A 25,236-nucleotide genomic window follows, 5' to 3' on the forward strand; every position below is an offset into this window, starting at 1 on the left:
CGGGAGCGTAGGAAAGGCCGGTCGCCGTGCAGCCCCGTCTCAGCGTCGTCGTGCCCATCTACAACGTCGAAGAGTTTCTGGAGGAGTGCCTGGAGTCGATCGCCGGGCAGACCATGGCCGACCTGGAGGCCGTGCTCGTCGACGACGGCTCGACGGACGGCAGCCCGCGGATCGCACGTGAGTTCGCGGCGAAGGACCCACGGTTCGTCTATGTGCGCCAGCCGAACGCGGGGCTCAGCGCCGCCCGCAACACCGGTGTGCGGCACGCGACCCCGACCGCCGAGTACCTGGCCTTCGTCGACAGCGACGACGTCGTGCCGCATGACGCGTACGCCCGGATGACCGGGAGCCTGGACTCGACCGGCTCCGACTTCGCGAGCGGCAACGTCTGGCGGCTCAACGAACGCGGCCGGCAGCAGGCCTGGCAGTACAAGTGGCTCACCGAACCGCGCTCGCGCACGCACATCAGCCGTGACCTGGAGCTCCTCGCCGACCGCGTCGCCTGGAACAAGGTCTTCCGGCGATCTTTCTGGGATCGGCACGGCTTCACCTTCCCCGAGGGGAAGTTGTACGAGGACACCCCTGTCATGATTCCCGCCCACTTCCTCGCGGGCTCCGTGGACGTGCTCAGCGACCACGTCTACTACTGGCGGGTGCGCGAGGGCTCGATCACCCGGCGGCGCACGGACGTCAAGGGCGTGCGCGACCGGATCGCGGCGTGCGCGCACGTCAGCGCGTTCCTCGCCGAACACGCGCCCGAGATGCGCAAGACGTACGACGCCTCCTGCCTGCGCGACGACTTCGTGTACTTCCTGGAGGGCCTCCCGATGGGCGGGCCCGAGTACCGCGCCGCCTTCGTGAAGGGCGCCGCCGCGTTCCTGCGCCGCGCTGATCCGGGGGTCGTCACGGGGCTACCGGTTTCCCTGCGGGTCAAATGGCATCTCGTACGCGAAGGGCGCACCGCCGACCTGATCGACCTGCTCACCTTCGAACAGCGCAACAACAAGAACGCCTTCCAGGTCCGCGGGGTGGTGCGGCGCAGCGCCGCCTATCCGCGCGGCTCCGGCGGGCACATCCGGGTGCCACAGGAACTGGCCAGGCTCGGGCGGGGCGAGCTGCCGGTCATCTCCCGGGTGAGAGAAGCGAGTTGGAGCCCGGACGGGCTGCTGCGCATCCGTGGATACGCGTACGTCCGCAACCTGGAGGCGACGCGTCCCGGCCACTCCGTCAAGGCCGCCCTCCTCAAGTCGACCCGCGGAAAAGCCCGGTTGAGGAGGGTCCCCACCCGGACGGTCGCCACCCCGCAGGCCACCGAGAACTCCCAACAGCAGCTGCACTGCTACGACCTCTCCGGGTTCGAGCTGACCGTCGACCCCGAGCAGCTGAAGACGGGCGGCCGGTGGCGGCCCGGCAACTGGCTGCTCGGCGTGATCGTCGCGGGCCACGGTTCGGTGCGCAGGGCCGCGGTCCGCCCCCTGGACGGGTCGGCCGCCCAGTCCGTCGTACGCGAACTCGGCGACGGGCTCCGCCTCGTCCTCGGCTTCAGCAAGGGCCGCCTGGTGCTGCGGATCCAGGAGTACGTGGCGCGGGTCGACGCCCACCACCGGGACGGCGACGACATGGTCCTGAGCGGTCATCTGCCGAGCCACCTGCGGCCGACGGCCCTGCGCCTGACGCACAAGCACTCGACGGCGGAGTTCGACTACCCGGTGACGCTGCCGGGCGACGACCGCTTCGACGTCCGGGTGCGCCTCGCGGACCTGGAGGACATCGCGCCGACCCCGCACCTGGCCCCCAAAGAGGTCGAGCCCCCGCACGGCGACCGCTGGCAGGCCAACCTGGTGCTGCCCGACGGCAAGCTCAAGTCCCTCGCGGCGGCCCTGGACCTGCCCCCCGGCCGCTACGCCTCACGCACGGCGGGCCGCGAACTGTGCGCGTCGGCGAACGACCAGGGCCAGCTGGTCGTCGAGCTGACCCGGCAGCCGATCGCCGACCGGGTGGCGTGGAGCACGGACGGCACCCTGACGATCGAGGGCACCGTGTCCGACGCGAGCTGGGGCGCGGCGGAACTGGTGCTCCGGCACAGCGGCAGGGACGAGGAAGTGACCGTGCCGGTGGAACGTTCCGCCGGGCGCTTTCGGGGGGTGGTGGCGCCCGGCGGCGGAGCGCTGCGGGAGGGGCGCTGGTACGCGTTCCTGCGGGAGGCGGGGCGAGCGGGTGGCGACACCGTCGCGCACGGCGCTTCGCGGGACGGCATGCCCGTGCGGTCGCTCGCCTCCGTGTCCGCCGCGTTCCCGCTCCATCAGACCGTCCACGGCCGGGAGTTCACCGTCGACCGGCGGTTCGGGGACCGGCTGCTGATCGAAGCCGGGTCCGTGCTCACGCGCGGCGAGCGGGGCGCCTACCGGCAGCACCGGCTGCGTACGGCGCACTATCCGCGCCGGCGCACAGAGCCCCTGCGGGACGCGGTGCTCTACTTCGACGGGGACTCCCCGCGCGCCGTCCACGAGGAGTTGGTGCGGCGCGGCGCGGACGTCGAGCACCTGTGGGTCACCCAGGACCAGCAGACACGGGTGCCCGCCGGGGCGAAGGGCGTGGAGGAGCACAGCACGGCCTTCTACGAGGCGCTCGCCCGCTGCCGGCGCGTCGTCACCGCGGGCCATCTGCCCGACTTCTTCGAGAGGCGGGACGGGCAGACCGTCGTACAGACCTGGAACGGCGCGCCCCTCAAGCGCATCGGCACCGACCTCACCGACACGCTCTACGCCGACCACGGCCACCTGGACCTCCTGCCGAGGCTCTCGCGCCAGTGGGACGTGCTCGTCTCCCCGAACCGCTTCTCGACCCCTCATCTGGGGCGTGCGCTCGCCTACGAGGGCGAGGTCATGGAAGCGGGCTCGCCCCGCAACGACGTGTTCTTCTCCGACGACCGCGGCAAGGTCGCCGAACGTGTGCGCCGCGATCTGGGCATCGCCCCGGACAAGCGGATCGTCCTGTACGCGCCGACCTACCGGGACCACCTCGCCTACTCCCCCGGCCGCTTCCGCTACGAACCCGCGCTCGACTTCGCCGCGGCCCAGGACGTGCTCGGTGACGACCATGTCCTCCTCGTCCGCAAACACCCGCTGACCGCGGGCCGGCTGCCCGGCGCCCGCGCACCCTTCGTACGCGATGTGTCGTCCCACCCCCGCGCGGCCGAACTCCTGCTGATCGCGGACGTGTTGGTGACGGACTACTCCTCCCTGATGTTCGACTTCGCGCACACCGGGCGTCCGATGCTCTTCCACGCCTACGACCTGGAGCACTACCGCGACACGGTCCGCGGCTTCTACCTCGACTTCGAGACCAGCGCCCCGGGGCCGCTGCTCGCCTCCACCGGCGAGGTCGTCGAGGCGCTGCGCGACCTGGACTCGCTCACGGCCCGGCACGCGGAGGCGTACGCGGCGTTCCGCGAGGCCTACTGCGACCTGGACGACGGGCGGGCGGCGGCCCGTGTCGCGGAGAGGCTCATGCGATGACCATGGCCACGCGGGGGGCCGGCCCCCTCACGCGCCGCGAGGTGCACGGCGCGACGGCCCTGCACGGGCGCAGACGGTGGCGGCCGAGCCCGTACGTCGTGTTCGGCGGTCTGTTCTGGATCGTCATGTCGCTCGCCTTCTGGCGGGTTCCGCTGTGCTGCGACTTCGGGCAGCACGCGGCGGTCGTCGAGCGGCTCAAGGCGGACCTGCTGCACCCGCGCCACCCGATGGCGGACCTGCCGGGCGCGGGCAGCCCGTACTACTCGCCGTACACGGTGGCGCAGGGCGTCTTCGCGCGGGTGACCGGGCTCGCGGGGTGGGAGGTCGTGAAGCTGGCGGGGCCGTTGAACCTGCTGGTGCTGCTCACCGGCATCGGTCGGTTCGTGAAGGTCCTGACGCCGCGTCGATGGGCTCCCGTACTCGCCCTGTTCGCGATGGTGGTGCTCTGGGGCACGCGGATGGCGTGGTGGAGCGGCTACCTCGGTCTGATGTCGATGACGGGCAACCTCGCCTACCCGTCGACGTTCGCGATCGGTCTCGCGTTCTGGGCGTGGGCGTGGGCGGGTTCGCTCGCGAAGTCGCCGCGAGGCGTCGTGGCGTACGCGGGTCTCGGCGCCCTGTGCGGGGTGATCCTGCTCGTCCATCCGATCTCGTCCGTGGCGGCGGTAATCGGCGTGGTGGCCTTCGCCGCCTCGGCCCGGCGGCCCTTCGCGGCGGCGTGGAAGTGGGCGGCGACCGCCGTGACGGCGGCGGTGATCGCGGCGAGCTGGCCCTACTACTCCGTCTTCTCGCTCGTCGGTGACGAGAGCGTCGACTGGATCCACCGGCAGCTCTACACCGAGATGCCGCAGAGGTTCTGGCTCGCGCTGATCGGCCTGCCGGCGCTCGCACTGCGCTTTTACAGGAACCGGCGCGATCCGCTGGTCCTGATGTTCACCCTGGACTGCGCCGTCGTGGCGTACGGCTGGCTGAGCGGTCACTACACCTACGGCCGCATCCTGGGCCTGACCCTCGTCCCGCTCCAGTTCGCCCTGGCCGTCGAGCTGGCCGCACCCCGCCCCTGGCGCCGGTGGCGCACGGCTCTGGGGGGTGCGGCCGCCACCGGAGCGGCCATCGGCTTCTTCACGCTCCAGGCGGGCGCTGTCGTGCCGCGCGCGCTCGACCCGGTGGGGTTCGACCAGCCGCCGCGCTGGCCGGGCTACGAGTGGGCGGTGAGCCGGATGCACAAGGGAGACGTCGTCCTCACCGACGGCTACTACCCCACCCGGTCCCTCCCGGCGTTCGGCGTCAACCTCGTCGCCCCCACCTGGCCGGACGCCTCGCTGGCGGAGGAGGCGCGCAACCACCGCCTCCAGCAGGTGCGCGACTACCTCTCCGACGAATCGACCCGCGCCGAACGCACGCGGATCGTCCGCCGCTACGACGTGCGCTGGCTGCTGCTCGCGCGCCACCAGAAGGTGCCCGAGGAGGCGGTGGTGGTGGCGTGGGGACCGCGGACAGGTGAGGTGCTTGCGCGGGTCGGTGACGGGCACACGAACCGGAACGGCACGGACGCGAGCGACGAGGACACGAACCGCCAGAAGACCCCTTAATCGGATAATTACTGGCAACCTCTAACATTTCCCCCGTGGATCCCTCCCTGTCTCTCTCGCCCCCGTCGCCCCCGTCATCCCAGGTCTGCGTCGTCGTGATCGGCTACAACGACGCCGCTCACGTCACGGACGCGGTGCGCTCGGCGCTCGCCCAGGGCCCCGCCGTCCGCGAGGTGATCGCCGTCGACGACTGCTCGACGGACGGCAGCGGCGAGCTGCTCGCGGCGCTCGCCCAGGAGGATCCGCGCGTCAAACCGATCCGTCGCGCCGCCAACAGCGGCGGCTGCGGCACTCCCCGCAACGACGGCATCGAGGCCACGACGTCCGCGTACGTGATGTTCCTCGACAGCGACGACGTCCTGCCGCCGGGCGCGGTGGACGCCCTCCTCAAGGCCGCCGCGCGGCACGACGCCGAGGTGGTCACCGGCCGGTGCGTACGCCGCGAACTGCCCTCCGGGCGCGAGAGCACCTGGCAGCCGATGCTCTACACGAAGCCCCGTCTCATCGCCCGCCCCGAGCTGCGCACCCGCCTGGTCCACGACACCCTCTGCGTGAACAAGCTCTACCGCACCGACTTCCTGCGCGGGCATCGCCTCCGCTTCCCCGAGGGCCGCTTCACGTACGAGGACTTCGTCTTCACGGCCCGCGTCCTGGCGGCGGGCCCGCGCATCGCGCTGATCACGGACCCCGTCTACGTATGGAACGTGCGCCGCACGGCCGCCAAGCTGTCGATCTCCCTGGACCGCTCCGGGATCGCCAACTGGCAGGCCCGTCTGGAGGCCCACCGCCAGTCCGTCGAGATCCTGCGGGAGGCGCGGAGCGTGTCGGGGGATGCCGGCAAGCGGCTCGCACGGGCCGCGCGTGCCAAGTTCATCGACCACAGCCTGCGGATGTACGCGCGTGAGCTCACCACCCGCAGCCCGGAGTACCGCCGGGAGTGGTGGACGGCCACGCGCGCGTACCTCGCGACCTTCGACACGGCCGACCTGGACGCGGCGCCCGCGCCGGGCCGCATCATCGCCCGCGTGATCCTCGCGTCCCCCGAGCCGCGCGACCTGCCCCGCCTCCAGGAGGTGGCGGCCCGCCCCGCGCGCCTTGCGCCTCCCTACGCGCTGTCGGCCGACGGCACGACTCCCGTCTGGTCCTCCGACCTCCCCCAGGTGACTCTGGACCACCTCCTCGTGCGCCCCATCCGCCTCCTGCCGCTGGCGGTGGACGCGGAGCTGCGTCCGCGCGTGGGCGGGAGCCGCCTCACGCTGCGGCTGCACGAGCTGTACGGGCGGGTGGCGGACGCGGGCCCGACGACGGTCGACGTGGAGCTCGTGCCCAGGAGCGGCGACGGCCCGGTGCTGCGCCGCACGGCGGCGTTCGGCGCCGGGGACATGGGCACCTGGCTGACCGAGGCCGTCCTCGACCTGGGTTCGCTCGGCGGCGGCGTGTGGGACGTGCGGCTGCGCCTGCACTTCGGTGACGGGACGGCGCGCGAGACGACCGCGCGCGCGGTGGCGGGTCCGGGGCTGCTGCGGCGCACCGCGCTGCCGTCCCGCAGGGGGATTCTGCTGGCCCAGCCGTACAAGACGCAGGCGGGAAACCTGGCCGTGCGGCTCGCGCCGGGGATGCGGGGCGTGCTGGGGGTGGCGCGCAGGCGCCTCGCGCGGTGGGTGGCCGGAGCAGGCCGCTGACGCTGCCTGTACACACACCTCTGCGACACTGCACACCCGATCTCACACAGAAGGCTGACTGACGATGACCTGGCTGATCACCGGCGGCGCCGGCTACATCGGGGCTCACGTGGTCCGCGCCATGACGGAGGCCGGCGAGCGGGCCGTGGTCTACGACGACCTGTCGACGGGCATCGCCGAGCGCGTCCCGCAGGGCGTACCGCTGGTGACCGGCTCGACCCTCGACGCGGAACTGCTGGCCCGCACGCTGGCGGAGCACGCCGTCACGGGTGTCGTGCACCTGGCGGCGAAGAAGCAGGTGGGCGAGTCGGTGGAGCAGCCCCTGCGCTACTACCACGAGAACGTGGAGGGGCTGCGGACCCTGCTGTCGGCGGTGACGCGGGCAGGAGTCGCGTCCTTCGTCTTCTCCTCATCGGCGGCGGTGTACGGCATGCCGGACGTGGACCTCGTGACGGAGGAGACGCCCTGCGCCCCGATGAACCCGTACGGCGAGACGAAGCTGGCGGGCGAGTGGCTGGTCCGCGCTGCGGGCCGGGCGCACGGCCTGTCCACGGCGTCGCTGCGGTACTTCAACGTGGCGGGCGCGGCAAGCCCGGACCTCTCGGACACAGGCGTCCACAACCTGATTCCGATGGTCTTCGAGAAGCTCACGGACGGCGAGGCACCGCGCGTCTTCGGCGCGGACTACCCGACGCCGGACGGCACGTGCGTACGCGACTACATCCACGTGGCGGACCTCGCGGAGGCTCATGTGGAGACGGCCCGCAAACTGACGGCGGCTCCGCGCGGCACCGACCTGACGCTCAACATCGGCCGCGGCGAGGGCGTCTCGGTCCTGGAGATGGCCACCCTGATCAACGAGGTCACGGGGTACGACCTGCCGCCCACCGTGGCGCCCCGCCGCCCCGGCGACCCGGCCCGGGTGGTGGCCTCGGCGGACCGCGCCGCCACGGAGCTCGGCTGGTCGGCCAAGCGGGACGTGCGCGAGATGGTGACGTCGGCGTGGGCGGGGTGGGTACGGACGCTCGCGTCCGGCTCCGATCGCGAGAAAGTCCCACCAATCCCACCCCACACCGGCGTGTCGTGAGACTTTCCTGCAATCCTCCCCCGAGTCATGGCCCCGGCCTGGGCCCTCCCCTGGGCCCTGGGGCATGGGGAGGCGCTGGGGCTTTCACAGCGCCCGCAGCGCCGCCGCCGTAGCCGTGGCGAGGCTGCCCAGATACCCCTTGGGCAGCTCCGCGCGCACCACCACGGACCGCCAGTAGAGCGGCCCCGACACCAGGTCGAGGGCGAGGTCCTCGTCGGCCCCGTCCCGCACCTCCCCCCGCGCCACCGCGGCCCGCACGATGCCGTTCGCCACGCCGTGCTGCCCCTCTCGCAAGGCCTTCTGCAAGGCTTCGGCGATCTCCGGGTTGCGGGCCGCCTCCGCCTGGAGATCCGGGATCACCTGCGAGGCCACGGGATGCCGCAGGGCGCGAGACGTCACCTCGTACAGCAGCCGCAGGTCACCTTCCAGGGAGCCGCTGTCCGGCATCGGGAGTCCCTGCACCGCTATCGCCGACACCAGGTCGAGCACGAGGTGCAGCTTCGAGCGCCAGCGCCGGTAGACGGCGGTCTTGCCGACGCCCGCGCGGCGTGCGATGCCCTCGATGGACATGCGCGCGTATCCGACCGCCGCCAGCTCCTCGAAGACGGCGGATCTGATGGCCTCGGTCACATCCTCGCGGAGCACCGCGGCGCCCGCGGGCGCCCTGCGGCGCGGCTGTTCATCTCCTGGCCTGCTCGTCGTCATGCGGACAGCATAGAACGTGACGACGATACGGTTGCGTTCCGACGTCGTGTAGTCCTACTCTCGACGTTGCGACGATACGGGCCCGTCCCGACGTAACGAGTAAGGAGCCGCGGAAGTGAGCCAGGTCCTCGACGCACCACCCCGCACGGCGGCCCCGGCCGTCGCCCCCGCCGAGCTCGCCGCCCGGTACGGCCTGACCGTCAGCGGCGCCCGCCCCACGCTCCCCGCCTACGTCGGGCAGCTATGGCAGCGCCGCCACTTCATCACCGCCTTCGCGACCGCCAAGCTCACCGCCCAGTACAGCCAGGCGAAGCTCGGCCAGGTCTGGCAGGTGATGACGCCGCTCCTGAACGCGGCGGTCTACTACTTCGTCTTCGGCGTGCTGATGAACACCAAGCACGACGTCCCGGACTACGTCCCGTTCCTGGTCACCGGCGTCTTCATCTTCACGTTCACGCAGAGCTCGGTGATGGCGGGCACCCGGGCCATCGCCGGCAACCTCGGCCTGGTGCGCGCCCTGCACTTCCCGCGGGCCGCGCTGCCCATCTCGTTCAGCCTCCAACAGCTCCAGCAGCTCCTGTTCTCCATGGGCGCGCTGGTCGTGATCCTGCTCTGCTTCGGCGTCCCGCCGAGCCTGTCCTGGCTCCTGGTGGTCCCGGTCCTGATCCTGCAGTTCATGTTCAACACGGGCCTCGCCCTGGTGATGGCCCGCCTGGGCAGCAAGACGCCCGACATCGCCCAGCTGATGCCGTTCGTGCTGCGTACGTGGATGTACGTGTCCGGGGTGATGTGGAGCATCGACGCGGTCCTCAAGGACCAGCACCTGCCGCACGCGCTCCAAGTCCTCCTGGAGTGCAACCCGGCCGCCGTCTACATCGACCTGATGCGCTTCGCGCTCATCGACAGCTTCCGCGCCGGCCAGCTCCCGCACCACGTGTGGGCGTGGGCCGTCGGCTGGGCGCTGCTCGCCGGGGTGGGCGGGTTCATCTACTTCTGGAAGGCAGAGGAGACGTACGGCCGTGGCTGACACCAGGAGTGACATCGCCCCCACCGTCATCGTCGACCAGGTCGACATCGTCTACCGCGTCCACGGCACCGGCGCCACCGCGGGCCGCGGCAGCGCGACCGCCGCGCTTGGCCGCATCCTGAAGCGGGGCGAGTCCCCCGGCGTACGCAAGGTGCACGCCGTCCGGGGGGTCTCCTTCACCGCCCACAAGGGCGAGGCCATCGGCCTGATCGGCACGAACGGCTCGGGCAAGTCGACCCTCCTGAAGGCGATCGCGGGGCTCCTGCCCGTCGAGCACGGCCGCATCTTCACCGACGGCCAGCCCTCTCTCCTCGGCGTGAACGCGGCCCTGATGAACGACCTCACCGGCGAGCGCAACGTCCGGCTCGGCGGCCTGGCGATGGGCATGAGCCGCGAGCAGGTCCAGGAGCGCTACCAGGACATCGTCGACTTCTCCGGCATCAACGAGAAGGGCGACTTCATCACGCTCCCCATGCGTACGTACTCCTCCGGCATGGCGGCCCGGCTGCGCTTCTCCATCGGCTCGGCCAAGGACCACGACGTACTGCTCATCGACGAGGCCCTGGCCACCGGTGACCGCTCCTTCCAGAAGCGCTCGGAGGCCCGCATCCGCGAGTTGCGCAAGCGCGCGGGCACGGTCTTCCTGGTCAGCCACAACAACAAGTCGATCCGCGACACCTGCGAGCGCGTGCTCTGGCTGGAGCACGGCGAGCTGCGCATGGACGGCCCGACGGCGGACGTCCTGAAGGAGTACGAGGGGTTCACGGGCGGCAAGAAGTAGACGGGCCGGGCCGCCTCTCCCGGAACTACCGCTCCAAGAACGCGAACAGCTCCTCCCAGCGCCGCACGACCTCACCCGTCGTGTAGCGCTGGATGTTCACCCTGGCCAACTCCCCCATCCGGTCCCGCAGCTCCTTGTCGGACATCAACGTGTCCAGCCTGCGCGCCAGTTCAGCCGTGTTCCCGAGCCGCGCGAGCAGGCCGTCCACACCGTCCTGGACGATCTCGTGCACGCCCGGCGCGCAGTCGAAGGCCGCGCACGGCACGGCGGTGGCCATGGCCTCCATCAGCGCGAGCGGGAAACCCTCGCCCCGCGACGACTGCACGAACACCGACCCGTCCCGCAGCGCCCCCGGCACGTCGCTCGTGCGTCCCATCCACTCCACGGAGCCGTCGAGGCCGAGGGACGTGCACTGCGCCTTGAGCGTCTCCTCGTCCTCGCCGGAGCCGTAGATCCGCAGCTTCCAGTCCGGGTGCAGCGGCGCGACCTCCGCCCAGGTGTCGAGGAGCATGTCGATGCCCTTCTGGTCGTGCAGGCGGCCGATGCTGGTGACGACTTTCTCCGTGCGCCGCGAGGGCACCTCGGGCATGAAAGGCAGCGGGTTCGGCATGAAGGAGGCGTTGTTCAGACCCTGCCTGATCCACAGGTCGGCGTCCTCGCGGGTCAGCGCGAGCATCCGGTCGACGCCCTGGTAGTGCTTGCGCACGCGCGCGCCGCGCGAGGAAGCCCGCGAGTAGGCGAACGACTCATGACTCATGCCGATGACCAACAGACCGTCGGTGTCGGCGAGTTCGACCCACTCCATCGCCCACACCTGCGTGACGATGACGACGGCGCCGGGCCCGGCCTGCGCGAAGAGCGCGGTCAGCTTGGCGGCCTGCTCACGCATACCCCGCTCGCGCCGCGCACGCAGCCGGTGCTCGGCCACGTTGAGGCGCCCCTTGATGCCGCGGGCCGGGCCGACGCGCGGCGGGTGCTCGTCGTACAGCGTCGTGGTGGGGTACGGCAGGTCCGTGCCGACGTCCTGCGGCACGCCGGGTTCCGTGATGCCGATGACCCGCACGCGGTGGCCGCGCTCGACGAAGAGGCGGGCCATCTGGTGGGACCAACTGGTGATCCCGCCCAGTTCGTTGACGCTGTTGGAGACGAAGAATATGTCCCGCGTACGCTCGGCCGGCCGGCTCACTTCCGCTGTCCGACTCACTTGCCGCTCCAGTGCGAAAAGAACTGATCGACGACGCTCTTGGCGGCGTCGCCCCGGTCGTACTCGCCGAACTCGGCCACGAACCGCGCCCGCGCCGCCGCGTGTTCGAGGACTTGCTCGTCCAGCGCCTTCAGCGCCCCGAACAGCTCCTCCTCGGTCTCCACCACCGGGCCGGGAGCCCGTTCCCGCAGGTCGAAGTAGGTGCCGCGGCCTTCGTTGACGTACCCCTCGTAGTCGTAGGCGAAGAACAGCATGGGCCGGTCGAGGAGCGCGTAGTCGAACATCACGGACGAGTAGTCGGTGATCATCGCGTCCGCGAGTTCGTAGAGCGGGGTGACGTCGTGGTGCGCGGAGACGTCGATGACGCGACCGCGGACGGACGGCGGGAGCACCACGTGGTTGAGGTAGTGCGACCGCACGAGGAGGACGTAACGGTCGCCGAACTCCTCCGCGAACCTCTCCACGTCGAAGGGCAGCTCGAAGCGCCCGTGCCGGCCGCCGTGCCGGCGGAAGGTCGGCGCGTAGAGCAGCACCTGCTTGTTCTCGGGGACGCCCAACTCGGCTGCCAGCGGCCCGCGTTCGCGCACACCACTGGCGTCCTCGGCCCGCTTCGCGCGCACCAGCGCGTCGTTGCGCGGATAGCCGACCCTGAGCAGCACCTTCTCCTTCAGGCGCAGGGCCTTCGCGAGCGTCCGCACGTCGTGCTCGGAGCGGATCAGGAACCGGTCGAAGCGGTCGAGGACGCGCTGCTGCTCGTCCTGCCGCGCCTTGCCGCGCAGCTTCCAGGCGGGCTCGTCGAAGCCCATGCGCTTGAGCGCCGAGCCGTGCCAGGTCTGGATGTACGTCGTCTCGGGCCGCTTGGTGAGCTTGAGCGGGTAACTCTGGTTGTCGACCCAGAACTCGGCCTGCGCGAGGGCCCGCAGATAGGGCAGCGACCAGCGCCGCACCAGTGTCGCGTCCCGCGGAAAGCCTTCCGGGCTCCCCGCGTAGGACCACACGGCGTCGAATGCGAGGCCCTGGCGCCGCATCTCCTCGTAGATCGCCCGGGGGCTGTCGCTGTACTGCTTGCCGAGGTGGCTCTCGAAGACGACGGTGCCCTTCTTCACGGGCAGCCGGCTGAACACCTCGTCGTACACGCGCAGTTTGCTCTGCCCGGACGTGAGGTCCTTGCGCAGCTTCTTGGCCCTGCGGAACCCGGACTTCGCGAGCCGCCCCGGCGCGCCGTGCGTCCCGCGGGCCAGCAGCTCCTGGATCCGGTCGCCCGCCGCGTCCCGCGTGACGAGCCGGAACGCGAGGTGCCCCCGCTGGGATACCTCGGGTTCCATGTGATCGGCGACCAGACGAGTCAGCCGCGGGCGGACCGGAAGCCTCCCCTCGGCGAGGCCCGGGTCGCACGCGGTGATGCGGGTGCGGGTGCGCACACCGTCGGCCGTCAGGTGCAGGCGCACGTCCCACACCGCGTCGACGACACCGAGCGGACGCAGCCGTCGCGCGAGGTCGACGGAGGCCTCCCAGACGATGACGTCCCCCTCGTACCGCACGGCGGAGACCGGGAAGCGGAAGGTCTGCAGGCTGCGGCGGCGCGCGCTGAACTCGAGTTCGGCGGTGAGCACGGCGTCCGGTCCGACGACGCCGAGCGGGTTGGCGACGCGGCCCGCCATGCGGACGGTCCCCGCCGACTCCTCGTACCGCGTCAGGACGTTGCGCAGGAACATCTGGTCGAAGCGCTTGCTGTGGTAGCCGAGCGCGGTCACGTCGAGGACCCGTCGGCCGAGCGGGTCGTCGAGGTGTTCGGCGCACCAGTACACGTGCCCGTCCCGCTCGGCCAGCGGTGAGGAGATCTTGTCGCGGTTGGTGAGGGTGTCGACGGCGGGCAGCAGGTTCTCCCAGTCGCCCCGCTCCAGGAGATAGGCGCAGATGGCCTGGATGGGCTGCACCTCGTCGTACGCGGCGCGGTCGAGCCCGGCGAGGTAGTCGCGGGCGAGCGCGGCGAACTCCTGCCGGTAGGAGGCGTCGCGGAACGGCAGGTCGCGCAGGTGGAGCACCAGGTCGTGCTTGAGGAACTTGACGTCCTTGGCGAGCCGCAGCTCGTCGAGGCCGCGCTCCGCGAGCAGTGCGTCGATGCGCCGGTGGATCTCAAGACGGTGCTCGAAGTTGGTCATCTCGTGGCGCCGGTTGGTCACCGACTTCGCGGCGGCCCGCTCGTGGACGTGCCAGTAGTAGACCTGGTTGGGGACGAGGGTGATGCGCCCGGCCGCGAGGTAGGCCTCGGCGATGAACATCAAGTCCTCGTAGAACATGCCCTTGGGGAAGCGGAGGGCGTTCTCGACGAGGAAGTCGCGGCGGTAGAGCTTGTTCGTGGAGAGCGTGTCCCAGACGAAGAGGTCGGGGAGCTCGGTGACGGACTCCAGGGTGCGGGTCGTGGCGTAGAGCCAGGGGTACCACTGGTCGCGCTTCTTGTTGCGGGTGTCCATGGAAAGACGGACGCAGAGCCCGGAGACGATGTCGGAGCCGTCGCGCTCGGCGGCTTCGAGGAGGTTGCGGCAGGCGTTGCGCTCCAGGACGTCGTCGCTGTCGAGGAACATCACGTGGCGGCCGACGGTGTATCCGATGCCCACGTTGCGGGGCTCCCCGCCCGCGCCGCTGTTCTCCGGCAGCTGGTAGGCGCGCACCCGCTCGGGGTGCTCGGCGGCCAGGCGCTGCGCCGTGCCGTATGAGTCGTCCGTGCTGCAGTCGTCGACGATGACGACCTCGACGCCGTGCAGCGTCTGGTCGAGCACCGACCGGACGGCGGTCGGCAGCCGCTCGGCGTCGTTGTAGACGATCACCACTACGGACACATCGGGTCGCGCCTGAGGCGTCCCCCGCTCAGCTATCGCTCCCATGCGCCCTCCAGTCAGCTGCCAGCTCATCCTACTAATTATCGCAAATGCCCGTTTAGCACCCTTCGAGGGGGTGTGAATGGCTCAAGGAAGTGCCGCGATAGGGTCGCGCGCGAGCCACCACGCAAGAAGAAGGGGGCGCCCCGAGCCATCAGGCTCGGGGCGCCCCCCTTCTTTTCTTGCTCTGGGCCAGGGGCCTACGGGTGCGTGCGCAGCAGCGTCCGCATGGTCCGCATGGCGACCGAGAGGTTCGCCAGGTCGAACGCGTCCGAGCTCTGGATCTCGTCGAGGGTCGCCCGCGACCTGGTCAGGATCGCCGCGTTCTTCTCCTCCCAGGCCTTGAACCGCTGCTCGGGAGTGTCCTCGCCGTTCCCGGCGGCCAGCACGTCGGCCGTCAGGGCGGCGTGCGCCGCGTACAGGTCCTCGCGGATCGACGCACGGGCCATCGACTGCCAGCGGTCGGCCCGCGGCAGCTCGATGATGCGGTCCATGAGCTGGGTGATCCGCAGCCGGTCGGCGAGGTCGTAGTAGACCTCGGCGACAGCCATCGGGTCCTTGTCGGTGCGGTCGGCGATCGCCACGATGTCGAGCGACGGGAAGGCCGAGGAGAACCCGGCGACGCGCTGGGCGAGTTCGCCGGGTACGCCCGCGCCCGTCAGCTCGTCCCGGATGCTCTGGTACCACTCCTGGTCGGAGCCGCGAAGCAGCTTCGGCAGCTCGGTCCAGACCTCGGTGACCCCCTGCCGGAAGAAGTCGATGGTCTCGGCGAGCTGGAGCGGCTGCGGCCGGTTGTTGAGCAGCCAGCGCGTGCCGCGCTCGACGAGGCGGCGCGAGTGCAGCCGGATGCGCGTCTGGACGTCGGCCGCCACGACGTTGTCGAGGGCCTCGACCGCGTCCCAGACCTTGCTGAGACCGAAGATCTCGCGGGCCGCGAGCTGCGCCCGCACGATCTCCTCGAGCGAGGCTCCCGTCTCCTCGCGCAGGCGGTGCAGGAACGTCGAACCACCCGTGTTCACCGTGTCGTTGACCAGCACGGTGGTGATGATCTCGCGGCGCAGCGCGTGCCCGTCGACCTGCTCGGGGAACTTCTCCCGCAGAGCCTGCGGGAAGTACGCGTGAAGCAGCCCGCGCAGGTACTCGTCGTCCGGCAGTGTCGTCTGGATCAGCTCGTCGGCCGCCGTGATCTTCGTGTACGCCAGGAGCACGGCAAGCTCCGGCTGGCTGAGCCCGCGGCCGGAGTTCAGGAGCTCACGGATCTGCCGGTCGGTGGGCAGGAACTCCAGGCCCCTGTCCAGGTGACCGTCACGGCCCAGGCGGCGCATGAAGCGCTGGTGGGCGTGGAGGAGGGAGGGGGACTGGGCGACCGCGTTCGACAGGGCGGTGTTCTGCGCGTAGTTGTTGCGCAGGACCAGGGTCCCGACCTCGTCCGTCATCGCGGCGAGGAACGTGTTGCGCTGCTTGACGGTCATGTCGCCTGCTCCGACGACCGCGTTGAGCAGGATCTTGATGTTCACCTCGTGGTCGGAGGTGTCCACGCCCGCGCTGTTGTCGATGGCGTCGGTGTTGATGTGTCCGCCGGACCGCGCGAACTCGATGCGGCCGAGCTGGGTCAGGCCGAGGTTGCCGCCCTCGCCGACGACCTTGACGCGCAGGTCGGCGCCGTTCACGCGGATCGCGTCGTTCGCCTTGTCGCCGACGTCGCTGTTCGACTCGGCCGACGACTTCACGTACGTACCGATGCCGCCGTTCCACAGCAGGTCCACCGGCGCCTGGAGAATCGCCTTCATCAGGTCGGCCGGCGTCATCTTGCCGACGCCCTTCTCGATGCCGAGGGCCTCCCGGATGTGGGCGTTCAGCTGGATCGCCTTGGCGCTGCGCGGGAAGATCCCGCCGCCCGCGGAGAGCAGCTCCTTGTTGTAGTCGGCCCAGGAGCTGCGCGGCAGCTCGAAGAGCCTGCGGCGCTCCGCGTACGAGGTCGCGGCGTCCGGCCGCGGGTCGATGAAGATGTGCCGGTGGTCGAAGGCGGCCACCAGGCGGATGTGCTCGGAGAGCAGCATGCCGTTGCCGAACACGTCACCGGACATGTCGCCGACGCCGACGACCGTGAAGTCCTCGGACTGGGTGTCGGTGCCCAGCTCCCGGAAGTGCCGCTTGACGGACTCCCAGGCGCCGCGGGCGGTGATGCCCATGCCCTTGTGGTCGTACCCGGCGGAGCCGCCGGAGGCGAAGGCGTCGCCGAGCCAGAAGTTGTAGGACTGGGCGACCTCGTTGGCGATGTCCGAGAACGTCGCGGTGCCCTTGTCGGCGGCGACGACGAGGTACGTGTCGTCCTCGTCGTGGCGCACGACGTCGGCGGGCGGCACGACCTCACCGGCGACCAGGTTGTCGGTGATGTCGAGCAGCGCCGAGATGAACGTCTTGTAGCAGGCCACGCCCTCGGCCAGCCACGCGTCGCGGTCGACGGACGGGTCGGGCAGCTGCTTGGCGACGAAGCCGCCCTTGGCGCCGACGGGCACGATGACGGTGTTCTTCACCATCTGCGCCTTGACCAGGCCGAGGATCTCCGTGCGGAAGTCCTCACGCCGGTCGGACCAGCGAAGGCCACCGCGGGCGACCTTGCCGAAGCGCAGGTGGACGCCCTCGACGCGCGGCGAGTACACCCAGATCTCGTACGCCGGACGGGGCGCGGGGAGCTCCGGGATGGCCTGCGGGTCGAACTTCATGGAGACGTAGTTGTGCGGCTTGCCGCCCTCCGCCTCCTGGAAGAAGTTGGTGCGCAGCGTCGCCTTGATGACGGTGAGGAAGGACCGCAGGATGCGGTCCTCGTCCAGGGAGGCGACCTGGTCGAGCGCCCCGTCCAGCTCCTCCAGGAGCCCGTCGGTCAGCTCGGTCCCGGCGCGCTGGCGGTCGGGGGACATCCGCGCCTCGAAGAGCGAGACGAGGAGCCGGGTGGTGTGGACGTTGTTGAGGAGGGTGTCCTCCATGTAGTCCTGGCTGAAGGTGGAGCCCGCCTGGCGCAGGTACTTGGCGTAGGCCCGGAGGACCATCGCCTGGCGCCAGTTGAGCCCGGCCCGCAGGACCAGCGAGTTGAAGCCGTCGACCTCGGCCTCGCCCGTCCAGGCTGCGGAGAAGGCCTCCTGGAAGCGCTCGCGGCCGTCGTCGCCCAGGTAGTCGCCGCTGCCGTTCTGCGCCTTGGGCAGGCGCAGGCCGAAGTCGTAGATCCACGCGTTCGTGCGGTCGGTGCAGCGCAGCTCGTAGGGCCGCTCGTCGGTGACCTCGACGCCGAGGCGCTGGAGCACCGGCAGGACCGCGGAGAGCGAGACCTGGGCGCCCGAGCGGTAGATCTTGAAGCGGCGCTCGCCGGGGGCCGCGCCCACCGGCTCGTACAGGCTGAGCGCGAAGTCCTCCTGCCCGTGCTTGAGCTGCTCCAGGTGCTGGAGGTCGGCGACGGCCGCCCGCGGGCTGTGGTCCGCCTTGTAGCCCTCGGGGAAGGCGCCCGAGTAGCGGCGGAGCAGCTCGGCGGCGCGCTCCTCGCCGCACTCGGCGGTCAGCGCCTCGCTGAAGCCGTCGGCCCAGGAGCGGGCGGCCTCCACGAGCCGGGCCTCGATGCGGTCGGTGTCGGCGTCGGTGAGCTGCGGGAGCCCGCCGCCCGGCGCGACGCGGACCACGAAGTGCAGCCGGGAGAGGATCGACTCCGTGTTCCACGCGGTGAAGTCGACGCTGGTGCCGCCGAGCTCCTCCTTGAGGATGTCGATGATCCGCAGCCGGACGCCGGTGGTGTAGCGGTCACGCGGCAGGTAGACGAGGGCGGAGTAGTAGCGCCCGTACTCGTCCTTGCGCAGGTAGAGCCGCAGCCGACGGCGCTCCTGGAGGTACAGCACGGACGTGACGATGGCGCGCAGCTCGTCGGGCGGGGTCTGGAAGAGCTCGTCGCGCGGGTACGTCTCCAGGATCTGCAGCAGGTCGCGGCCGTCGTGGCTGTTGGGCGAGAAGCCCGCGCCCTTGAGGACTTCCTGGACCTTGCGGCGGATGACCGGCACGCGGCGCACGGACTCGGTGTACGCGGCGGACGAGAAGAGTCCGAGGAAGCGGCGCTCCCCGACGACGTTGCCCTGGCCGTCGAACTTCTTCACGCCGACGTAGTCGAGGTAGCTGGGGCGGTGCACCGTGGCGCGGCTGTTGGCCTTGGTGAGCACCAGGAGCTTGTGCTCACGGGCCTTCGCGCGCGCGTCAGCGGGCAGCCGGCTGAAGGAGGGGCTGACCGGATGGTCCTCCTCGCCGTCGTGCTTCGGGTCGGCGCGCAGGATGCCGAGGCCGGTGCCGGGCACGGCGGCGAGCGAGTCGTCGTCCGTCAGGTCGTACTCACGGAAGCCCAGGAAGGTGAAGTGGTTGTCGGCGAGCCAGCGAAGGAGCTCGCGGGCCTCGTCGACCTCCTGGTCGCGCAGGTCGTCCGCGGTCGGCTCGGTGGGGAGTTCATCGGCGATGCGCAGCGCGGCGTCGCGCATCTTCTCCCAGTCCTCGACGGTCTCGCGTACGTCGGAGAGGATCCGGAGCAGATCGGCGCTGATCTGCTTCAGGTCCGCGCGGTCGGTCTCGCGGTCCATCTCGACGTGGATCCAGGACTCGGTGACCGCGTCGTGCGGGCGCTCGGTGCCGAAGTCCTTGCTGAGGACCTCCAGGAGCTTGCCGGTCAGATCACGTCGTACGACGACCTGGGGGTGGATGACGACATGGATGCCGCGCCCCTGCCGTGAGAGCTCATTGGTGACCGAGTCCACCAGGAAAGGCATGTCGTCCGTGACGACCTCGACGACGGAGTGGCTGCACGTCCAGCCGTTCTCCTCGACGGTCGGGGTGTGCACGCGGACGTTGGCCGTGCCCTGCGGACGGTTCTCGGCGAGACGGTAGTGGGAGAAGGCTGCTCCGAAGACATCGACCGGGTCACGGTCGGCAAGGTCTTCCGGGGCGGTGTGCAGGTAGTAGCGCTGGAGGAACGCGAGAGCCGTGTCCTGGTCGGTCGTGGCCTCGTCGTCCTTCGTCCCGGTCGGTGCCCCATTCGGTAGGCGGCCACCGACCGGGCTGTTCTCAGCTACCCGGGCCGCCCTTGTGAGCAGCTCGGCTTTGGCTTCGTCCAGCTTGGTCTGCATTGTCCTCTGACTCCTGTCGCGCGCCGTTGCGTGACGTATAAGGAAGTGATCCGACGTAACGCCACGACGCGGGGTCTCCGGTCGAAGTCGACGTTATGCCGCGGTGAGAGATGAGCGGGCGGTTATCCGCCATTTTCAGCGGTTTCGCTGACCGATGGCAGGGATGATGTGGCTGGCCGCACCGCGAAGAAGCGTCAGCGACGTCCCGGGCACGGATGTCCTCCGTGTTCCCCGGGCGCAGGGCGGGGGCGTACACGCCCCCGCGGGATATCGCGCTGATCACGGGTCAAGGCTATCGCCCTCCACCCGGGAGTCGTCATGAGCCGTATGTGTACAAAAGCAGGGGTGGAACTTTGACACTCTGCACAGAGACTTTCGCGCCATCCGTCGGCGCCTGACCCGACCTGCGAACCGGTGGGCCCCCTTGGCAAACCGGACGGGCGGATGCACGTTGAGCGGGACGGATGGATCGCACGCGACGGACGGACCCGGCCCACGGACGAACGGACCGGCCCGCCCACGAGTGGGGAGCGAGCACCGATGGCAGCCAAGATCCTGATAGTGACCGGAGACGCGGCGGAGTCGATGGAGGTCCTGTACCCCTACCAGCGGCTGCGCGAGGAGGGGTACGACGTCCACATCGCCGCCCCCGCCCGCAAGAAGCTGCGGTTCGTGGTGCACGACTTCGAGCCCGGCTTCGACACGTACACGGAGAAGCCCGGCTACACCTGGCCCGCCGACCTCGCCTTCTCCGAGATCGACCCGGGCCAGTACGTCGCCCTGGTGATCCCGGGCGGCCGGGCCCCGGAGTATCTGCGCAACGACCCGGAGCTCCGCAAGATCGTCAAGTCCTTCTTCGACGCGGACAAGCCGGTCGCCCAGATCTGCCACGGTCCGCTCCTGACCGCGGCGATCGGCGGCCTGAGCGGGCGCAGGGTCACGGCGTATCCCGCGCTTGAGCTGGACATGCAGACGGCGGGCGCGACGTTCCGTGACGCGGAGGTGGTGGTCGACGGCACGCTGGTCTCGTCCCGCGCGTGGCCGGATCACTCGGGCTGGATGAGGGAGTTTTTGACGGTGCTGCGGGCGAAGGCGCCGGTGACGTAGGGCGGGGCGGTACGTATACCGATCAGAGCCGGGCCGCGGGAAATGCGTATACGGCTTCGGGGCCGTACGGATGCAGGGCACCCGTGGATGCCGCCAGGCTGGTACCTGTGCCGCTTTCCGGTCGGACCGGCAGGCGGGGCGCCGGGCAGTGATGGTCAGCTCCCCCACATCTGTCGTGGCAATCGGCGCTCGGGCGGCACGCGCGCTGCCTGCCCTCGTCGGCGAGGGCAGGCAGCGCGCGTTCGGGGGTCACCCGCCTCCCGGGCCCTACCCCTGCCCCGTCACCGCGGCGATCTCCGTCCGCGAAGCCACCCCGAGCTTCGCCAGGATGTGCTCCACATGCGCGTCAGCGGTCCGCTTCGAGATCACCAGCCGCTCAGCGATCTCCCGGTTGGACAGCCCCCGGGCAGCCAGCGCGGCCACCTCCCGCTCCCGCCGCGTCAGCACGTCAAGGCCGCAGCCCCCGCCCGCTCCCGCGCCCCGCGGCGGTGGCACCGCGGTCGGCCGGTCCGCGTCGGCCTGCGCGGCGGTCACCGCCTCCCGCATGGACAACCGCCGCCCCTCCCCGTACCACCGGGCGAACGCCTGCTCGCCGAGCGCCTCCGCGACCCGCTCGCGCACCTGGGCGTGCAGCCCTCGCAGCGTCGGGAACATCCCGAACGTGTCGCCGGTCCGGCTCCGCGCCGCCTCCACGTACCCGAGGAGCCAGGCCGCCCTGATCCACCGCTCCTCCTGGGCCGCCGCCCAGGAGAGCCCGGCGCAGCACAGCCTCGCGGCCAGCGCATCGCCGATCCGTCCGACGGAGTCCAGGGCCTGCCGCAGCGTCCGCGCGCTCTCCTTGCCGCGCCCCGCGACCCACAGGGAGACGCCCTTCACCATGAGCGTCGCGCCGCGCAGATACCGCTCGTCCTCGAAGGGAGCGAGCTGCGCCAACGCCTCGTCGCACAGTTCGAGGGCGAGCGCCGGTTCCCCCAACGCCGCCCTGACGGCCGCCGCCTCGTGGCACAGCAGCGCCGCCCTCGCCGGGTCACCGACCTCGATCAGCCGCAGCCGGGCCCGCTCCATCGCCACCAGCGCGTCAGCGGTGACATCAGAGCCGTCGCCCGCCGCCAGGATGCCCCGGGTGGCCGCCAGCTCCGCCTCGGCCATCTCCGCTGCGCCCGTCTCCCCGACGCGCCGCGCGACACCGACCGCTTCGGTGAGCCGCCCCAGCGCTGCGGCGGGGTCACCGAGCCACAGGCGGAACTCACCGGTGCGGTGCAGCCCCGCCGCCCGCTCGGGGCAGTCGCCGGGCACGGCCCGCAGCCCCTTGTCGATCCAGTACTCCCCCTCGGACATCGCGCCCACCGCCCGCCAGTGCGGCCAGAGCCGGGTCGCGAGCCGCAGCCCCTCGGTCTCCAGACCCGGCTTGCGGTACGCGTGCTCGAGCGCGGCCCGCACATCGTCCTCGGCGTCCCGCGCCGCCGCGTGCAACGCCACCTGCTCGGCGCTCAGGAACCGCTCATCGAAGCGCCGCCCCAGCTCGCCGTAGTACGTGAAGTGCCGCTGCCGTGCCTCGTCCGTGCCGCCGTCCGCCGCGAGCCGCTCGGCGCCGTACTCCCTGATGGTGTCGAGCAGCCTGTACGTGTCGCCCGCTCCCCCGGGCCGCTGCACCACCGACTTGTCCACCAGGCCGATCAGGTGCTCGATGACCTCGCAGGCTGGCAACTCGTCGCCGCCCGCGCAGATCTGCTCGGCCGCCGCGAGGTCGAAGGCACCGGCGAACACCGAGAGCCTGGCCCACACCACGCGCTCGGGCTCCGTGCACAGCTCGTGGGACCAGTCGATGGCCGTACGCAACGTCTGATGCCGCGACAGCGCGGTCCGCCGCCCGCCGGTGAGCATGCGGAACCGGGCGTCGAGCCGCGCGACGAGCTGCTCCAGAGGCACCGCGCGCAACCGCACGGCGGCAAGCTCCAGCGCGAGCGGAATACCGTCGAGCCGCCGCACCAGAGCATCCAACATCTCCCGGTTGCCCTCGCTCACGGCGAACCCCGGCACCACGGCGCCGGCCCGCTGTACGAACAGCTCGACCGCCTCGGCCCCGCCCAGCGGCTGCAGGGGCCAGCAGCTCTCGCCCGGCACGTCGAGCGGCTGCCTGCTGGTGGCGAGGACGCTGGTCCCCGGCGCCTCCCTGAGCAGCACATCGGCCAGCATGGCGCAGGCGTCGACGAGATGCTCACACGTATCGAGGAGGATCAGCGCCCGCCGCTGCTGCAGGAAGTCCACCACGGCGTCGAGGGGCTGTACGCCGGTCTGCTCGGGCAGGCCAAGGACGGTGGCCAGGGTCCCCGGCAACAGCTCCGGGTCCCGCAACGCGGACAGTTCAGCGAGCCAGACCCCGTCGGGAAACCTTTCGGCGGCCTCCGCCGCCACCCGAAGCGCCACCCGGGTCTTGCCCACGCCTCCGGGCCCGACGACCGTCACCAGCCGGGACTGCTCCAAGGCCCGCCCCAGCGCGGCGACATCCTCACCCCGGCCCACGAAACTGGTGATCTCGGCGGGTAACCGACCACTCCTGCGCTGCCCGAAGCCGAATCCCATGTCGCCCCCGCTACGCCCGCACCGAAACCATCCCACCCAGCGTACGCACCCGACCGCATACGGTAAGCCGCTTCACCTAAGCAGCCAGCCGCTCGGCCACCTCTACGGCCTCGGCGAGGCTGTCCACCACCGGAACCCCCACCCCGACGGCCTCCAGAGAGGTCCTGCTGTGAGACCCGCCGGTATAGAGCACGGCCTGCGCGCCCACATGCGCGGCGGCCACGGCATCATCGACGGCGTCCCCGATGACCACGATGCGCTCGGCGGCGGCAACCCCCTCAAGGGCCGCGAGATGCCGCACCATCCGCTCGGCCTTGCCCGCGTGCGAGGTGTCCATGCGCCCGTCGATGCGCACGAAGTGCTCCTCGATCCCGTGCCGCCGCACGATCGGCACGAGGTGCTCGTGCGGCGCGAGCGAGAGCAACGACTGCGTACGCCCTGCCGCCCGCCGCTCCGCGAGCAGCTCGGCGGCACCGTCGGCGAGACCGCAGGCCTCGGCGCGCGCCCAGTAGTGCTTGTGGAAGACGGCGTCCATGACCTGCCACTCGGCGTCCGTGGGCAACCGCCCCATCAGCCGCTCGTAAAAAAGAGGAACAGGCACGCAGTACAGATCGCGATACCGCTCGAGCGTGATCGGCTCGAGCCCGATCTCCGCGAACGAAGCGTTCGTGGACTCGATCACCGCATGAATGTCATGCAGCAGAGTCCCGTTCCAGTCCCAAACGATGTGCGCCCCGCGCCGCGGCTTCCCCATGCCAAGAAGGTACCCGCCCCCACCGACACCCCACTCCAGCCAATTACTCATTCCCCACCCGAGCCGCGCCCCGGCACCCATGACCGCACCACACACGCCCCCGCAGACGGCGACGCACCGAAGGGGACGTGCCGGTTTGTCCGCCCGGAGCACAGCTCGCAACACTCCGGCACCGAAGCAACCCCACGGCCACCGGACGACAGCGAGGACGGACACACCGGCGCGGCCCCGCACCCACAGACAGGCGGCCCCACAGCCCTGCACGCACCCGCACCCGGCATCGAGACCCAAGGGGACGTGCCGGTTTGTCCGCCCGGAGCACAGCTCGCAACACTCCAGAGCCGAAGCAACCCGACGGCCACCGGACGATAGCGAGGACGGACACACCGGCGCGGCCCCGCACCCACGCACAGGCGGCCCCGCACCCGCCCCAGCCCCGCAGGGGAACCCTCAGCCGATCAACCCAGGAATCTCCTGCGTCGCGAACCACAGCAGCTCATGGTCCTCGACCCCGACTTCGCCCCCGCCCGCATCCCCCCGGACCGCACCTTCCAGCGCCGCAGCGACATCCGCCTCAGCATCCTCCGCGTCCACATGCACCGCGGCGACCTTCTTGAACGGCAACACCCCGGCAACCCGCACCTCCCCAAGCGCCTCCGCGACCTCCGCCAGCGCCCCGTCCGCCACATCCGCGGCCAGCACGACCCGCCGCCGAGCACCCCCCGACTCCTCCGCGATCAGCCGCAGCGAAGCAGCCGCTGCCTGGCTCAGAGCCGCGTACTCCAGCTCCTCGACGTCATCCGAGCCGCACCACTCCCGCAGAGCGGGCGTCACGGCATAGGCGCTCAGCGACCCGCCCTCGCCCCCGACCCCGGCGCCATCCCCAGCCGCAGCCGCAGCCCCCAGCTCGCCCGCCTTGTACGCCTCAGCGAGACGGCTCAGAGTCAGGGGAACGTAGACGCGCATGACGGCCCGCTTTCACAGTCGAAGTAGTCGAAGTAACCGGAGTAGTCGCGGTAGCCGGAGCCTCAGGAGAAGAACCGGAAGGCCCCGAAGAAGGCAACACAACAGACCCCCAGAATACGTGCGGGAGTCCCCCTTCGAGCTGCGCCCCACACCCACCCCCCGCGTCAACAGCCACCCCCACCCTTCACCCACCTCACCCCA

Annotated in this window: 14 protein-coding genes; 7 read left to right on the top strand and 7 right to left on the bottom strand. The window is 70.9% G+C overall.

The features are described 5' to 3' along the window. The first annotated feature begins 26 nt into the window (after positions 1-26). The 4 genes from AB0I94_RS33295 (at position 27) to galE (ending at position 7,879) form a co-directional block, all read left to right on the top strand. Entirely contained in the window at positions 27-3,518 is a 3,492-nt protein-coding gene (locus AB0I94_RS33295) for a CDP-glycerol glycerophosphotransferase family protein (RefSeq protein WP_363313450.1), read from the top strand. Positions 3,519-3,520: 2 nt separating this feature from the next. Then, entirely contained in the window at positions 3,521-5,110 is a 1,590-nt protein-coding gene (locus AB0I94_RS33300) for a hypothetical protein (protein ID WP_363313482.1), read from the top strand. 35 nt (positions 5,111-5,145) lie between these two features. Then, positions 5,146-6,792 (top strand): glycosyltransferase family 2 protein, encoded by a 1,647-nt coding sequence (locus AB0I94_RS33305; RefSeq protein ID WP_363313451.1) that lies wholly within the window; start codon positions 5,146-5,148, stop codon positions 6,790-6,792. 64 nt (positions 6,793-6,856) lie between these two features. Then, the gene (gene galE, locus AB0I94_RS33310; RefSeq protein ID WP_363313452.1) at positions 6,857-7,879 is read left to right on the top strand and encodes a UDP-glucose 4-epimerase GalE; all 1,023 of its coding nucleotides are present in this window, start codon (positions 6,857-6,859) and stop codon (positions 7,877-7,879) included. An 84-nt stretch (positions 7,880-7,963) separates the two neighbouring features. Here galE and AB0I94_RS33315 read toward each other — a convergent pair whose 3' ends face one another. Continuing rightward, entirely contained in the window at positions 7,964-8,584 is a 621-nt protein-coding gene (locus AB0I94_RS33315; protein ID WP_363313453.1) for a TetR/AcrR family transcriptional regulator, read from the bottom strand. Between the two features lie 115 nt (positions 8,585-8,699). Between AB0I94_RS33315 and AB0I94_RS33320 the strand changes: the two genes are divergently transcribed. Next, complete coding sequence (locus tag AB0I94_RS33320) at positions 8,700-9,611, top strand: ABC transporter permease (RefSeq protein WP_363313454.1); 912 nt, start codon at positions 8,700-8,702, stop codon at positions 9,609-9,611. Then, entirely contained in the window at positions 9,604-10,392 is a 789-nt protein-coding gene (locus tag AB0I94_RS33325; RefSeq protein ID WP_363313455.1) for an ABC transporter ATP-binding protein, read from the top strand. The genes AB0I94_RS33320 and AB0I94_RS33325 overlap by 8 nt, the downstream gene beginning before the upstream one ends. Positions 10,393-10,417: 25 nt before the next feature. Here AB0I94_RS33325 and AB0I94_RS33330 read toward each other — a convergent pair whose 3' ends face one another. The 3 genes from AB0I94_RS33330 to AB0I94_RS33340 form a co-directional block, all read right to left on the bottom strand. Beyond that, the gene (locus tag AB0I94_RS33330; protein ID WP_363313456.1) at positions 10,418-11,596 is read right to left on the bottom strand and encodes a glycosyltransferase; all 1,179 of its coding nucleotides are present in this window, start codon (positions 11,594-11,596) and stop codon (positions 10,418-10,420) included. Beyond that, positions 11,593-14,481 (bottom strand): bifunctional glycosyltransferase family 2 protein/CDP-glycerol:glycerophosphate glycerophosphotransferase, encoded by a 2,889-nt coding sequence (locus AB0I94_RS33335; RefSeq protein WP_363313457.1) that lies wholly within the window; start codon positions 14,479-14,481, stop codon positions 11,593-11,595. Before AB0I94_RS33335 ends, AB0I94_RS33330 begins: the two co-directional genes overlap by 4 nt. A gap of 194 nt (positions 14,482-14,675) precedes the next feature. Continuing rightward, positions 14,676-19,625, bottom strand: coding sequence for an NAD-glutamate dehydrogenase (locus AB0I94_RS33340; protein ID WP_363313458.1), 4,950 nt, complete (start codon positions 19,623-19,625; stop codon positions 14,676-14,678). Positions 19,626-20,165: 540 nt separating this feature from the next. Between AB0I94_RS33340 and AB0I94_RS33345 the strand changes: the two genes are divergently transcribed. Beyond that, a complete protein-coding gene (locus tag AB0I94_RS33345; RefSeq protein WP_363313459.1) occupies positions 20,166-20,732 on the top strand; it encodes a DJ-1/PfpI family protein in 567 nt (188 codons plus the stop codon). Positions 20,733-20,999: 267 nt separating this feature from the next. On the opposite strand, the gene AB0I94_RS33350 is transcribed toward AB0I94_RS33345, so the two are convergent. The 3 genes from AB0I94_RS33350 to AB0I94_RS33360 form a co-directional block, all read right to left on the bottom strand. Further along, a complete protein-coding gene (locus tag AB0I94_RS33350; protein ID WP_363313460.1) occupies positions 21,000-23,315 on the bottom strand; it encodes a LuxR C-terminal-related transcriptional regulator in 2,316 nt (771 codons plus the stop codon). Positions 23,316-23,391: 76 nt separating this feature from the next. Beyond that, positions 23,392-24,069, bottom strand: coding sequence for an HAD family hydrolase (locus AB0I94_RS33355; RefSeq protein WP_363313461.1), 678 nt, complete (start codon positions 24,067-24,069; stop codon positions 23,392-23,394). A 450-nt stretch (positions 24,070-24,519) separates the two neighbouring features. Continuing rightward, positions 24,520-25,035: a hypothetical protein gene (locus tag AB0I94_RS33360; protein ID WP_363313462.1), complete on the bottom strand. Its 516-nt coding sequence runs from the start codon at positions 25,033-25,035 to the stop codon at positions 24,520-24,522. Positions 25,036-25,236 lie beyond the last annotated feature (201 nt).

Origin of the sequence: Streptomyces sp. NPDC050147, assembly GCF_040660195.1 — a bacterium.
Taxonomy (GTDB): domain Bacteria; phylum Actinomycetota; class Actinomycetes; order Streptomycetales; family Streptomycetaceae; genus Streptomyces.